Origin of the sequence: Buchnera aphidicola (Cinara cuneomaculata) (assembly GCF_900698865.1) — a bacterium.
Taxonomy (GTDB): Bacteria; Pseudomonadota; Gammaproteobacteria; order Enterobacterales; family Enterobacteriaceae; genus Buchnera_F; species Buchnera_F aphidicola_AA.
On sequence record NZ_LR217695.1, the window covers coordinates 82,522 to 97,818 of the forward strand.

At 22.4% G+C, this 15,297-nt stretch carries 12 protein-coding genes and 1 tRNA gene; 9 read left to right on the forward strand and 4 right to left on the reverse strand.

Annotation, left to right across the window (positions count from 1 at the left end):
• Window positions 1–2: 2 nt before the first annotated feature.
• Window positions 3–1,325 carry a tRNA lysidine(34) synthetase TilS gene (gene tilS, locus APCICUMA2628_RS00400; protein ID WP_154027142.1) on the reverse strand — a complete coding sequence of 441 codons (1,323 nt, stop codon included), beginning with the start codon at window positions 1,323–1,325 and terminating at the stop codon, window positions 3–5.
• A gap of 22 nt (window positions 1,326–1,347) precedes the next feature.
• A tRNA-Val gene (locus APCICUMA2628_RS00405) sits at window positions 1,348–1,420 on the reverse strand.
• 157 nt (window positions 1,421–1,577) lie between these two features.
• Here APCICUMA2628_RS00405 and APCICUMA2628_RS00410 point away from each other — a divergent pair.
• Both APCICUMA2628_RS00410 and tyrS read left to right on the forward strand, forming a co-directional pair.
• On the forward strand, window positions 1,578–2,213 hold the full coding sequence (locus tag APCICUMA2628_RS00410; RefSeq protein ID WP_154027145.1) for an endonuclease III domain-containing protein: 636 nt from the start codon (window positions 1,578–1,580) through the stop codon (window positions 2,211–2,213).
• A gap of 180 nt (window positions 2,214–2,393) precedes the next feature.
• Window positions 2,394–3,677, forward strand: coding sequence for a tyrosine--tRNA ligase (gene tyrS / locus APCICUMA2628_RS00415; RefSeq protein ID WP_420021841.1), 1,284 nt, complete (start codon window positions 2,394–2,396; stop codon window positions 3,675–3,677).
• Window positions 3,678–3,701: 24 nt separating this feature from the next.
• Here the strand turns inward: tyrS and APCICUMA2628_RS00420 are convergent, their stop codons facing one another.
• Window positions 3,702–4,076: a HesB/IscA family protein gene (locus tag APCICUMA2628_RS00420; RefSeq protein WP_154027151.1), complete on the reverse strand. Its 375-nt coding sequence runs from the start codon at window positions 4,074–4,076 to the stop codon at window positions 3,702–3,704.
• Window positions 4,077–4,759: 683 nt separating this feature from the next.
• On the opposite strand from APCICUMA2628_RS00420, the gene APCICUMA2628_RS00425 reads away from it, so the two are divergent.
• The 7 genes from APCICUMA2628_RS00425 to pheT all read left to right on the forward strand — a co-directional run bounded on the left by APCICUMA2628_RS00425 (window position 4,760) and on the right by pheT (window position 12,537).
• The gene (locus tag APCICUMA2628_RS00425; protein ID WP_154027154.1) at window positions 4,760–5,812 is read left to right on the forward strand and encodes a 3-deoxy-7-phosphoheptulonate synthase; all 1,053 of its coding nucleotides are present in this window, start codon (window positions 4,760–4,762) and stop codon (window positions 5,810–5,812) included.
• A 53-nt stretch (window positions 5,813–5,865) separates the two neighbouring features.
• On the forward strand, window positions 5,866–7,800 hold the full coding sequence (gene thrS, locus APCICUMA2628_RS00430; protein WP_154027158.1) for a threonine--tRNA ligase: 1,935 nt from the start codon (window positions 5,866–5,868) through the stop codon (window positions 7,798–7,800).
• Between the two features lie 3 nt (window positions 7,801–7,803).
• Window positions 7,804–8,340, forward strand: a complete 537-nt coding sequence (infC, locus tag APCICUMA2628_RS00435) for a translation initiation factor IF-3 (protein ID WP_154027161.1) — start codon at window positions 7,804–7,806, stop codon at window positions 8,338–8,340.
• 68 nt (window positions 8,341–8,408) lie between these two features.
• A complete protein-coding gene (rpmI, locus tag APCICUMA2628_RS00440; RefSeq protein ID WP_154027164.1) occupies window positions 8,409–8,606 on the forward strand; it encodes a 50S ribosomal protein L35 in 198 nt (65 codons plus the stop codon).
• A gap of 47 nt (window positions 8,607–8,653) precedes the next feature.
• A complete protein-coding gene (gene rplT, locus APCICUMA2628_RS00445) occupies window positions 8,654–9,013 on the forward strand; it encodes a 50S ribosomal protein L20 (RefSeq protein ID WP_154027167.1) in 360 nt (119 codons plus the stop codon).
• A gap of 164 nt (window positions 9,014–9,177) precedes the next feature.
• On the forward strand, window positions 9,178–10,128 hold the full coding sequence (gene pheS, locus APCICUMA2628_RS00450) for a phenylalanine--tRNA ligase subunit alpha (RefSeq protein ID WP_154027766.1): 951 nt from the start codon (window positions 9,178–9,180) through the stop codon (window positions 10,126–10,128).
• 15 nt (window positions 10,129–10,143) lie between these two features.
• Complete coding sequence (pheT, locus tag APCICUMA2628_RS00455) at window positions 10,144–12,537, forward strand: phenylalanine--tRNA ligase subunit beta (RefSeq protein WP_154027170.1); 2,394 nt, start codon at window positions 10,144–10,146, stop codon at window positions 12,535–12,537.
• 676 nt (window positions 12,538–13,213) lie between these two features.
• Here pheT and glyS read toward each other — a convergent pair.
• Window positions 13,214–15,295: a glycine--tRNA ligase subunit beta gene (gene glyS / locus APCICUMA2628_RS00460; protein WP_154027173.1), complete on the reverse strand. Its 2,082-nt coding sequence runs from the start codon at window positions 15,293–15,295 to the stop codon at window positions 13,214–13,216.
• Window positions 15,296–15,297 lie beyond the last annotated feature (2 nt).

Here is a 15,297-nt window from a genome sequence, read left to right on the forward strand (position 1 = left end):
TTTTAAATTTTATTAATCCATTTGACAGTTAAATATTTCCTATTTTTTATAGGATGATTGTTTGTAACAAATACACCGATACCAGATACTAGTTTATTATCATAATATAACAAAGGAATTATAGTTCTTAACCAGGGTGGTATATTGTATTTTTGCCATATTTTTTTTATTTTTGTATTATTTTTAGTATTGGTATAATTTTTTTTAATATAAAAACAAACGTTGATTAATGTATTTTTTAGTGGATATGGTATACGATGAATTGAAGTAATTTTTTCAGTTTTTAAATATTTTTTAGTAGGGATTAATATTCCTAATTTATTTGGTAGTCGTAAAGGTATTTTAATATCTTTCCAGATTACCATGGTATTTCTAATATTAGAATAAGGAATTATACAATATATTTTTTCCGTGAATCGTCTAATTTCGCGTTTATTAAAAATGATTTTTTTATTATGATAATTTTTATTGATAATAATTTCTGTATATATTCTTTTTAATATATTATGAGTGGGAATCTTATAGGTTTTTGTTAACCATGTTTTTAGAATAGAGAATTGGACTTCTTTTATTAATTTATTAAATCTTAGTAAAGATAATGATCCGTCTAAACATGTATTTTTTTTTAAAAAATGTAGGATAAAAAAATCTAATGATATTTGATGCTTTTTAAGCATCTGCATGCTTTGTGTACAATTTTTTAAAAAATGAGGCCAGCGTGTATATATTTTAGGTAGAATAATATTTCTTAAAAAATTTCTATCATATTTAATATTTTTATTTGATTCGTCATCTATCCAGATTAGTTGTTGGGATCGTGCCCAAGATATAATTTTTTTCTTTTGTACATTTATTAATGGTCGCACTATTGTAATTTTATTATATACAGAACTGTACGACATACCGGATAAACCGCGTATACCACTTTTTCTTTGTAGGGATAAAAAAATATTTTCACATTGATCATTGAGATTATGAGCTAGTAATAGTATTTCAGTTGGTAACAAGTAATTTTTAAAAATTTTTAATCTTGCAATTCTAGCATAACCTTCTATACCGTATTTATTTTTTTTAGGTATGTTTAGAGTATCAATAATGATGTCAATGTTATTTTGGTTACATATTTTTTTACAGTGATTTTGTGATCGTATAGAATCTATATTTAAATTATGATTAATATGTATAGCTCTAATTTTAATATTTGAAAATATTTTTTTATATAATATTAATTGATAAAATAATACAACAGAATCTACACCGCCGCTTAGAGCTAGTAAAAAATATTTTTGATGTGGATATTTTAAGAATAATTTTTTTATTAACATAATAATTTTTATTTTAATTTTATACGTTCGAGTGGATTTGAACCACTAACTTCTACTATGTCATAGTAGCACTCTAACCATTGAGTTACGAACGTGTATAATATATAATATAATATATGATATAATTTATCAATAAAAAATTATTATATTTTTACTAATGCTATTATTAGTTTAATTAAATTTAATAATATGATTTTTTAAGATTGTATAAGATAAAAATTAGTATATTTTTATGTTACTTTAGAATTAAAAATGAATAAAAATACACGTGTGTTAATTTTAAGAAATTTTAAAAGATATTTTTCAAATTCAAAAATTGAATTAAATTATTGTTCATTATTTGAATTACTTATTTTTATTATGTTATCTGCAAAATCATCTGATATTCAAGTTATTAACGTAACTAAAAAATTATTTTTATATATATCTAAGCCATCGGACGTAATACAATTAGGTTTTAAAAAATTGAAGGATATTATTCGTTCAGTTGGATTATTTAATAAAAAAGCTATATTTATTTTTAAAACTTGTCGATATCTAATAGATATATATGACGAAAAAATACCAATGGATATAGATCAATTATTACAGTTACCGGGTGTTGGTAGAAAAACTGCTAATTTATTTTTAAATATTGTATTAAAAAAAAATTTTATTGCAGTTGATACGCATGTATTTAGAGTAGCTAACCGTACTGGTTTTGCAGTTGGTACCTCTGTAAATATAGTAGAAAAAAAATTATTTCGTGTTGTTCCTGCTAAATTTCAATCTCGTATTCATACTTGGTTTGGATTACACGGGCGTTCTTTTTGTAAATCTATTTCTCCAAAATGTTCAAGTTGTATTATAAATACATGGTGTGAATATTTTAATAAAATTAAAAAATAAATTAAATAAATATAAAAATACATATTTTATAGATATTTATATTTAATACAATATATTATATATTATTATATATACGTTATATAAAATATTTTTTAAATTAAAATAAAACTATATTGTTTAATAAATTAAATATAATTATTTATTTTTATGAAGTTATAATTTTCATGGATCATTAAAATGATTACAGACATTAATATTTTAGATTTTTTAAAAAAAAAAGGTTTTTTTTATAAAATATTTAATAAATTAAATTTATATAAACATATAAAAAATAAAAATATTTTTTTATATTGTGGTTTTGATCCAACAGAAAGTAGTTTACATGTAGGTCATTTATTACCAATTTTATGTTTAAAATATTTTCAAAAATTTGGTCATACTCCCGTTATTTTAATCGGAGGAGCCACTAGCTTAGTAGGAGATCCGAGTTTTAGAATATCTGAGCGATCAAAAAATTCACCAGATATTTTACAATATAATCAAATTTGCTTAGAAAAACAGTTATCATATTTTTTTAAAGATAGTGATCATATTATAAATAAAGCAATTATATTAAATAATTATTCTTGGTTTAAAGACATATCGATATTATCGTTTTTAACGAAAATAGGTATACATTTTTCTGTAAATAATATGATTCATAAAGAATCTGTAAAAAAAAGATTAATAGAGCAAAAAACTGGAATTTCGTTTACAGAATTTTCTTATAGTTTATTGCAAGCTTATGATTTTTCAATTTTATACAAAAAATACGGCGTTACATTGCAGATAGGTGGTTCTGATCAAGGAGGTAATATTTTATCTGGAATTCGATTGATTAGAAAATTGTATCATAAAGAAGTATTTGGTATTACAAATCCACTGTTAACTACCACTAATGGAGAAAAATTTGGAAAAACTGGAAGCAATACAATATGGTTAGATGCTACAAGAACTAGTCCGTATAAATTTTATCAATTTTGGATTAATACTTTAGATAGTGATATAAATAACTTTATTCGGTTATTTACTTCAATGGATATAGAATTAGTGGATCTTAAATTTAATAGTGTTCATATAAAACAAAATTTGATAAATAAAAAAATTTTTTTAGCTGAGTATTTAACTAAATTTGTACACGGTAAAAAGGCTTTAAAATCTGTTAAACGTATTGTATATTTTTTATTTGGTCAAGGATCTATAAAAGAAATTAAAGAAGAAGATTTTGTACAATTAATACAAGATGGAATTCCATCTATCTTTTGTAACAATTTATTAGATTTACCGAATGCATTAGTAAAAACAAGTTTATCTTCTTCTTTAACGCAAGCTCGTAATATGATAAGTGCTCAGGCAATTCGTATTAACGGTCAAATACAAATTCAAAAAAATTATTCTTTTAATAAATCAGATTTATTATTTGGTAAATATACATTGTTATGTAGAGGTAGAAAACATTATGTATTGATTGTATGGAAAATATAATTTTTAAAAATATTTTTAACAATATTAAGTTTCAATATTTTCTATATTGAAACTTTCTCCGCAACCGCAAATAGAGGTGTGTTTAGTATTTGTAAATATAAAAGAATTATTTAATCCAGTTTGTATAAAATCTATTTTGGTTGTATATAATTGAGGTATTAGTTTTTTCGGAATAATAAATTTAATAGATTTTGTCATAAATATATAATCTGAATTTTTTATTTTTTTTTTTATTTTTAATACATATTTAAATCCAGCACATCCTGATTTTTTTAATTGTATTGTAACTCCTGAACTATCTTTATCTTTTTTTAATAAAAATAGTATTTGTTTTGCAGCTTTTTTAGTCACTTGAATTGGCAGAGATTTATTTATTTGATTTTTTAATATTATATTCATAATTATATTTTTATTAATTAATATGTTTTATATCATAAAAATGATAGTTTGAGTTTATAATTGTTATTTTTAATTATAGGATTTTTTTGTTAATATGTAAATATTAAACTTTATTGGATAGCATTTTAAATATAAATATGTAAGTTGTTTATGTATACGAATATTTAATACAATTAAAGTTAATATTTTTAATATTTAAAATAAACAGTTGAATTTTTATAAATAATTATTTTTTAAAAATGATATTAACTGTTAATATAGTTGTTATTATTGAGTATTTTAATAAAAAAAATCATTACTATAATAGTTTTTTTAAAAAGTAGTATTTATATTTTTAAATATCTTAAATCATTAAAGATGTTATTTAGTATGAATAATATTGTAATTAATAATATGTTGTTTTTCTTGAAAATTTTTAAAATATAATAAGTTTATATTTAATTTAATTAAATAATATTTATTAATTTTAAATTACATGATTTGAATATGGTATTATATATTAAATAATAAAAAATTGTGTTTTTTATTAATGATGATTTTTTTTAATAATATTTATTATTATATATTTGATAGAATTTAATTTATTTTATAAATAAAAAAAGTTATGTATATAAAATTTTTATTTTATAAAATAAATAATTAATTATCTTAAATGTGATTTTTTCAATTATGTAGAGAATGAAATGAAAAAAAATGATGAATTAGTTAGCATAAAATATGACGATGATTTATTAATAACTCCACGAGAATTATCGCGTCGTTATTCTATTACGTCTGACGTATATAATTTAATTAAAATAACGCGTAATAATATACAAAATATTTTATCAGGACGAGATAAAAGATTATTAGTTATTATTGGTCCGTGTTCTATTCATGATCCTATTGCTGCAATAGAATATGCTAAAAAAATACAGATATTACGTAATAAGTATTCTGATTATTTAGAAATTGTTATGAGAACATATTTCGAAAAACCTCGTACTGTATTAGGATGGACTGGATTAATTTCTGATCCTTTTTTAGATGGTAGTTTGAGTGTTAATCAAGGTTTGTCTATAGCAAGAAAATTATTATTAAAAATTAATAAATTAGGTGTTCCGACAGCAACCGAATTTTTAGATTCGATTGTAAGTCAATTTATTTTTGATTTAATTAGTTGGGGCGCTATTGGAGCTCGTACTACAGAAAGTCAAGTTCATAGAGAATTAGCTTCTTATTTGCCGTGTCCGGTGGGGTTTAAAAATGGAACAGATGGAAATATTTTGATTGCAATTGATGCTATTCGCGCTGCTAGAGCTAGTCATTTATTTTTAACACCTAATAATTCTGGCCAAATCGTTATTCATAATACTCTTGGAAATAATTGTGCCCATATGATTATGCGAGGAGGAAAATTACCAAATTACCATAAATCAGATATTGATCTTGCAGTTAAAAAATTGAAAATGTTTAATTTGCCAGAACATTTAATTGTTGATTTTAGTCATGCTAATTCTTTTAAAAACTACAAACGGCAACTAGAAGTTGCGTATTCTGTTTCTGATCAAATTTGTAGTGGATCCACTGCTATTTCCGGCGTTATGATTGAGAGTTTTTTAAAAGAAGGATCACAAAATGTAACTGATATTAAAGATTTAGTTTTTGGTCAATCTATTACAGATTCTTGTTTAGGATGGGAAGACAGTTTATCAATTATACAACAATTATCAAAAGTAGTTAAAATTAGATTTTAAATATTAAATATTTTATAGTTATATTTTTTAAATATATTCTTTAAGGATTAGATATGCCGATTATTACGTCGTGTAATGGAGTTAATAAATTTTATACTAGTGCGGTTACTTTAGAAGATATTTTTCGAGATATATTTCCTGATCACAAATCACGTTTTATAGCTGGACTAGTAAATAATCAGTTATTTGATTTAAATACATTAATACATCATGACGCGCATGTTGTGATGATTGATGAACATAATAGAAAATTTATACAACAAGTTAGACGTTCTTGTATGCAGTTATTAAATCGTGTATTAACAATTATCTGGCCAGAAGTGAAGATAGCTGGTGGAAGCATGACTGAATATGGATTCTATTGTGATTTTGATATGTCATATATGTTAACAAAAAACGATTTAAATAAAATTTCTAAAAAAATGATAAAACTAATTTTTAGTTCATATAAAATACATACTAAAAACATGATTACATCAGATTTTTTAAATATCTTAAATCAAAAAAATGAAATTTATCAAGTTAATATAATAAAAGCACAGTGTATTAACAAAAATATTATTAATGTTTGTTATCACGAAGATTATTGTGAATTTTCTAATCATTCTCAGGTTTCTAATATCAAATTTTGTCAATATTTTTCATTAAAAAATATATCAGGAGCATATTGGAAAAATAATAAAAATAATAGAATGTTACAACGAATTCATGTTATATCATGGATTTCAAAAAATCAGTTATCAGATTTTATTATTAGATCACAAGAACTAGAAAAACGGGATCATCGTAAAATTGCTAAATTATTAAATTTGTATCATATTCAAAAAGAATCACCTGGAATGGTATTTTGGCATCATCATGGGTATATTATTGTTAGAGAATTAAAAAAAATTATTCGTATTTATTTAATGAAAAATAATTATTTAGAAGTTAAGAGCCCAATCATTCTTGATAAATATTTATGGGAAAAAAGTGGTCACTGGAAATATTATCATACTTCTATTTTTATTACTAAATCAGAAAATAGAGAATATTGTATTAAGCCTATGAATTGTCCGGCACATGTTTTAATTTTTAAGAACGGTTTAAAATCTTATAAGGATTTACCGATACGCATTGCAGAATTTGGATGTTGCCATCGACAAGAATCATCAGGTTCACTACATGGATTAATGCGTGTACGAGGATTTATTCAGGATGATGCTCATATTTTTTGTACAAAAAAACAAATTAAGCTAGAATTAAATAATTGTATTAATTTATTACTTGATTTATATCAAACGTTTGGATTTAAAAAAATTACTATCAATATTTCTACTCGTCCAGAAAATAGAATTGGTGATGATCGTATATGGAATCAAGCTGAAAATGATTTAGAGTCTGTTTTAAATGAACATAGTATACCATTTCAGTATAAATTAGGTGAAGGAGCGTTTTATGGTCCTAAAATTGAAATTTCTTTAGAAGATAATTTACAACGAATATGGCAATGTGGCACTATTCAGTTAGATTTTTATTTAGCTAAGCAATTAAACGCGTCTTATATTAATAAACGAGGTATTAAAAAATATCCGGTTATTATTCACAGAGCATTATTAGGTTCAATTGAAAGATTTATCGGTATTCTTCTTGAAGAATATAACGGCAATTTACCGGTATGGTTGTGTCCTATACAGGTAGTAGTTTTAAGTATCGCAGATTCGCATATATTATATGTACAACAGATCATGCAAAAATTATTAATGAATAATATTCGAGCAGTTTCTAATATTACTCGTGCTAGTATAAGTTTTAAAATTCATTCTTATATTAAGCAAAAAATTCCATATATTTTAGTATGCGGTGATCAAGAAATCAAATCTAATTCTGTTACGGTAAGAAACCGATTTTCTTGTAAACAGTATCAACAAAATATAGATTATTTTATTGAGAATATCTTAAATAATATTAAAAATAATAATATAAAAGATTTTAATGTGGAGGATTAGAGTATTAAAGCCGGAAAAAAAAGTCAATTATCTCGCTCTTATTGCATTAATCATGAGATTCGTTCTTCTGAAGTTCGATTAATGGGTTTAAAAGGTGAGCAACTAGGTATCGTTAATATAAATCAAGCATTAGAGAAAGCAAAAATATATGGTTTTGATTTAGTAGAAGTTAGTCCTAATTCTCAACCTCCAGTATGTCGTATTATGAATTATGGTAAATTTTTGTACGAAAAAAGTAAAGCTCTTAAAAAACAGAAAAAAAAACAAAAAGTTGTACAAATTAAAGAAATAAAATTTCGACCGAATACAGGTGAAGGAGATTATCAAGTTAAATTAAGAAATTTAATAAGATTTTTGAAAGATGGTAATAAAATAAAAATTACTTTACGATTTAAGGGTCGAGAAATGGCACACCAAAATATCGGAATTAATATGTTAAATCGATTAAAAAATGATTTATCATCTTTAACTTGTGTCGAATATTTTCCCCAACGAATTGAAGGTCGGCAAATGATAATGATTTTGTCTCCAAAAAGATAAAATTTATTTATAATAATAAAATATAAATTTTTATTTAAATATATATATATATCTATTCTGGAATATTTATGCCAAAAATTAAAACTTTACGTAGTGCAGCGAAGAGATTTAAAAAAACTGCTTCTGGTCATTTTAAGCGTAAAAAAGCTAATTTACGCCATATTTTAACTAAAAAAGATACAAACTATAAACGTCATCTTCGTAAAAAAATTATTATTTCTGCATCGGATCATCACAGAGTATCTATTTTTCTTCCTTATTGTTGATTTTATCAAAGAATTTATATATTGAAATAATTTATAGGAGACTTTTAATGGCGCGTGTTAAAAGAGGTGTTACAGCACATGCTCGTCATAAAAAAATAATTAAGTTAGCGAAAGGATATTATGGAGCACGGTCCAGGGTATATCGTGTTGCCAATCAAGCTGTTATCAAAGCTGGTCAATACGCTTATAGAGATAGACGTATTAAAAAAAGAAATTTTCGAAAATTATGGATTATTAGAATTAATGCTGCAGTTCAGAATCATAACGTGTCATATAGTCAATTTGTTTATGGTTTAAAGATTTTAGCAATTAATATTAATCGAAAAATGTTAGCAGAAATCGCAATACATGATAAGGATATGTTTAATACGTTAGTAGAAAAATCTAAAATTGCTTTAATTAGTTAATAATTTTAAAAAATTTATAAATTGGATCAAAGGGAGAGTTTGTAATCTCCCTATGTATATTAAAAATTTTATAATATGTTTAATTGATAAACGGATATATTGGTGTACATGTGAAATTAAGAAAAGAAATATATAAGTCTATAAAAATAAATTTTATAGCTGCTATGCAAGAAATTAAAAAAATAAATGATAGTGTATCACTGAATAATTTTCAATCAAAGTATTTAGGTAAAAATAGTATTTTATGCTACTATTTTAGTAAATTAGTTACATTAAATATCTCTGAGCGTATAAAATGCAGTACTATTTTAAATAGTTTTAAACAAAAGATTAAAAATAAAATTTATAAAAAAAAAATAAAATTAAAAAATAATAAATTAATTAATCAAAAAAATAAATATTTTATAGATTATACATTACCTGGTAGAAAAATGGAACGCGGTAGTTTGCATCCTATTACCATGATTATGGAAGAAATTATAGAAATTTTTAATTATTTAGGTTTTAATATTTATTATGGACCTGAAATAGAAAATAAATATTATAATTTTGATGCTTTAAATATACCTCATAATCATCCAGCAAGAAATATTAGTGATACTTTTTGGTTTAATTCAAATTATGTTTTACGTACTCAAACATCTAGTATGCAAATTAGAGTATTAGAAAAAAATCCTGGACCTATTAGAGCGATTATTCCGGGAAAGGTATACCGTAGAGATTATGATCATACGCATACTCCTATGTTTCATCAAATTGAAGGTTTAATAGTAGATGAATCAATTTCTTTTTCGAATTTAAAATGGATTTTAGAAAATTTTGTAATTCAGATTTTAAAAAAAAATATTAAAATACGTTTTCGTAGTTCTTATTTTCCTTTTACTTGCCCGTCTGCAGAGATGGATATTCAAGATAAGAACGGTAATTGGTTAGAAATATTAGGATGTGGAATGGTACATCCAAATGTTTTAAAGACTTGTAATATTGACGGTAATGTTTACTCTGCTTGTGCATTCGGTATTGGTATAGAAAGAATAGCTATGTTGAAATATTCAATATCTGATATTCGTTGTTTTTTTGAAAACGATATACGATTTTTAAAACAATTTGTTTAATAGTGAGAAATAGTAATGAAGTTCGGAGAAGAATGGTTACGTCAATGGGTTAATCCATCTATTTCAAGTAAACAACTGTGTGAACAATTAACGAGTTTTGGTTGTGAAGCAGAATGTATTAGAGAAAATAAAATTCAAGTACATGATGCGGTGATTGGTGAAATTTTTTCTAAAAAACCGTATGATGTTAGTAACAAATTAGTTATATACAAAGTTTGTATATTAAATAATCAAAAAATTTTTATTATATTCTCAGATAAAAAATATTTATTAATAGGTTCTAAAATACCAATTATTTTATCTAATAATGTTTTTAAAAAAAAAAATCATATACCAAAAATAAATTTATTTAAAAACAGTGTTAATAATATATTTGGTTCTTATCATCTATTAGGAATAGATAAAGGTAATCATGATATTATTATTCTTGAAAAGAATGCTGTAGTTGGATCGAATTTCTGTAATTACAGACGCATAAATCGATATATAATGAAATTTTTTGTTCCGTTTAATAGAACAGATTTACATTCTATTTGGGGTGTATCACGTGAAATTGCATTATTAAATAAATCACAATTACCTCAACTTAAATATCAAAATTCTTTAAATCACAATAATTTTATTAAAAATAATATAAACGTTAGCATTAATAATGATTTTATTCAATATATTTTTTGTGAAATTTATTCCTTAGATTTAAAATCTATTTTACCTTTTTATATGCAAGAAAGATTAATTCAATCTGATTTATTTACAGATAATATTATAAAAAATATTATTAATTATGTATTTATTGAAACTGGACATTGGTTTCATATACTTGATTTGGATAATTTATGTAAGCAATTGTATATTGATAGTTTAGAGGAAGAAAAATTCATCATAAATAAAGATAATAAAAAATTTTTTTTACCTAAAAGTACAATTATTTTACGTGATTTGGAAAAAATTTTATCTTTTGAAGATATGCAGTATTCTGAGTTTATTGAATTAAAGAATTCTACAAAAAATTTATTTTTAGGATCTATTTGTTTTGATCCTGCTTTTATACGGCGACGATCTTTAGTATTTCCAGTTATTAATAAAAATACAGATTTTACAAGATATAATATATATCCTAATGTACAAAAAAATATTTTTGAATATACGCGAACATTAATCAATACAATATGTAGTGGAAATTTTTCTATTTTAAAAATATATCAAATGAATATGAGTATATTTACTCCTATAATTTTGTTATTAACACTTGAAAAATTAAATAAAATTTCTGGTATTGTGTTTACCAAAAAGGATATAATCGCTATTTTAAATGATTGTTATTTTCTATATTCTGAAAATAATAATGTTTTTTATATTACACCGCCGTATTGGCGTACTGATATTATAATTATTGAAGATGTAATTAGTGAAATAATTCGAATGTACGGATATGAAAAAATTATATCAAAACCACCGAAAAAATGTATAAATAATTTTTTAAATAAAGAAAATCGAATATCATTATCACGAATTAAATTATTTCTTTCTGATCGCGGATATTTTGAAATTATTTCATATAGTTTTATAAACGCTACTTTACACAAATTTTTTCGGTTAAAAGATAAGATTTTAAAAATAAAAAATCCTATTTCAAATGAAATGTCTGAAATGAGATCATCATTATGGATTGGTTTATTGAATTGTGTTGCGTATAATCAAAAACGACAACAGGAATCTATTCGTGTTTTTGAAACTGGTTTATGTTTTGTTTCTCCTAAAGAAAGTTCTTCTTCAATTTTTCAAGATGAATATTTATCTGGTGCTATTAGCGGTTTTGTTGGACGTCGCGAATGGTATATAAAAAATAGAAAATTAGATTTTTATGATTTAAAAGGTGATATTGAATCTATTTTAAATATTTGTGGTAAACTTAATAATATAGAGTTTATTTCAGAAGAATTTATGGGGCTATGTTCCAAACACAGTGTAGGAATTTATTTATATAATCAATTAATTGGTCGAATGGGAGTATTAGATTCTTCTTTTTATGATAAATTTGATTTAAAAGATTCTGTGATATTATTTGAGATTATGTGGAAAAAAATTTGCGATCAATCTACTATTAATATTCAGAATATATCCTTATTACCAAATAGTACGAGAGATATTTCTATTATTATTTCAGATACTATTTTAAGTAAAGATATTGTAAATCTGTGTTTAGATAACATTAGTATACAAAATACTCATGTATATACATATGATGTATATACCGGACATAATATTCCGATTAAAAAAAAGAGTATCTCTGTATGTTTTACTTTTAATAGTATGAATATTACTTTGAAAGAATCTGATATTAATTTAAATATTTTAAAATGTATTAATGCGTTAAAATATAAATTTGGAGCAGTATTAAGAGATTAAATTATATGTCTTATAAAGAAGACATTTTAAATTATTTCTTTAAAAAAAATAAAATTAAGCCAATAAGATAGTCAGTAGATATTTTTTTGAAAAAACGCGTATTTCTTTAGAAACTGGAGAGGAAGTTAGATTCTATGGTTTTATAAATTTTTATTTAAAAGATAAAGAATAATGATCTGATAAAAATAAACACGCCGGAGAATATGTAAAAATTGTTGTATATAGAGTAGTAATATTTAAATCTATTCAAAAAATTAAGAAATCGCGTATTTTATTTAAAAAAAATTAATTATAATAAAAAAGTTATTATGTAATTCATATAATTTAATGTTATTAAAATATGTGTTAATAATATATTTATTTTTTATAAAATATGTAGATATTTTTGTTTAATAACAATTTAATTTTTTTAAAAAATATATTATTATTCAATATTTTATATATTTATTAAATATTAAATATAATTTTTATATTTAACTGTATCGAAGGTATTAAGTCATTCTATGAATATAGAATGATATTTAATTATTTTTACAAGAATTATTGTATAAATATAACAATACATAATATGTATGCATTTAATATATATATTTATTTATATATATTAAATACATGAAATATATTGTTGCATAATGTATTTATTTATATTTTTAAGAAATAAACATCCATCTTGCCTTTATAGATAGGAAAAATCAGTTATATAGAAAAATAATTTTTTTATTTGTTGTAGTATAAATATACGATATGAACGTATTTCTATTTTTGGATCATTTATTAAAGATTTTTTAAAAAATATATCTATTGGTTTGCACAGTTGATGTATTTGTTTTAATAAATATAAATAATTTATTTTTTTGGATTGATCTATTTTTATATACAGGACTTTAATTAGCTCAATTAATTGATTTTCGTGCAATAAAAAATTTTTTTTATAAGATAAATAATTTAAATTTATTTTTATTAATTTTGATTTTTTTATAGTCGTTGAGATAATATTATTAATTCGTTTATATATTAAAATGATATTATTTAATTTATATTTTTTTTTAAAATCTGTTAGTGCATTTATACGTTTGTTAATATCAAGAATATTAATTAATTGTAGAGATAAAACAGATTGTATAATTTTTATATCATAGTTTTTTGAATATAATGATAGATATTTTGAGAGTATAAAATTTAAGATTAATTGTATTAATTTTTTTTTTTTTTGTATGTTTTTATATAAATAAATTGATTTCTTGATTGTTTGATAAAGATCAATATTTATTTTTTTTTCAACAATAATACGAATAATTCCAATACTTGCACGACGTAAAGCAAATGGATCTTTGCGATTTTTTGGTTGTTTATTAATACTAAAAATTCCTACAATAGTATCTATTTTATCTGCAATACTCAATGCACATGATATTTTTTGTGTTGGTATATCTGATTGTGCAAAATTTGGTAAATAATGCTCTTTAATAGCTAAAGATACTTTTTTGTGTTCTTGATTTTTTAATGCGTAATGCATACCAACAACTCCTTGAAGAGCTGCGCATTCTGTTATAATATTAGTTGATAGATCACATTTTGATAAAATAGCTGATTTTTTAGTTAATTTTATATCGGTATTTATTTTATTAGCAATGTATTGACTTAATTTTTTTATTCTATATGTTTTATCATACATAGACCCAAGATTTTTTTGAAAAGATATATTTTTTAATAAAATTAATCTGTCAGTAAATTTTATTTCTTGATCTTTTTTAATAAAAAATATTATATTGCTTAGTTTTGAATGTAACACTTGTTCATTTTCTCGTATTATTTTTTTTTTATTTATAGTATCGATGTTACTAATAATTATAAAATAATTTGTTAGAGTATTTGTTTGATTATTGTATAATGGAAAATATTTTTGATTATTTTCTATAACATAAAGTAATATTTCAAGAGGTATTTTTAAATATTTTTTTTTAAATTGACCTAAATGTGCTATTGGCCATTCTACTGATGCTGTAGTTTCTTCTAATAGTTTTTTATTAATATTAATAGATTTATGAATTTTTTTTGATAGAAAATTGATTTGATTGAGTATATTTTTTTTTCTTTCATCATAATTAATTATGATATATTTTTTTTTAAATAATTCTTGGGTATATTGATCAGCATGTGTAAAAATTATTTTTTCAGGAGCCATTAAAAAATGTCCGTGAGAAATATTTTTATAGGTAATTCCAGGTATGTTTAAGGTAAGGATTTTATGATTTAATAATATCATTATATTCAGTATTGGTCTAGAAAATCGTATGGAGTTAGAATTCCAAAGCATAGATTTTTTAGATGGTATTTTTTTTATTATTTTTGATAAAATATGTATTAAAATTTTTTTTAACGGAGGTGTTTTTTGTTTATTGGTATAAGATAGATATTTTTTTTGATTTATCAGTATTGTATTTGTATTTTGAATAGATATATGATTTAACTTTAACCATGATTTAATTAATGGATCTATATCTTGACTATCATCAAAAGATTTTTGTATTAACGGACCTATTTTTCTAATATATTTATTTTTTTGAGTATATAATACAGAAGAAATTTTTAAAGCTATTCGTTTAGAAGTATAATACAGAACTATTGATTTATATTGGATATCATGGATATTTAGTTCTTTTTTAGTAGATGAATAAAAAAATTCTGCTATATTTTTAAGTTCTTTACTTGGCAAATCTTCAGTTTGTATTTCTATTAAAAATATTTTTTTTTTCATTT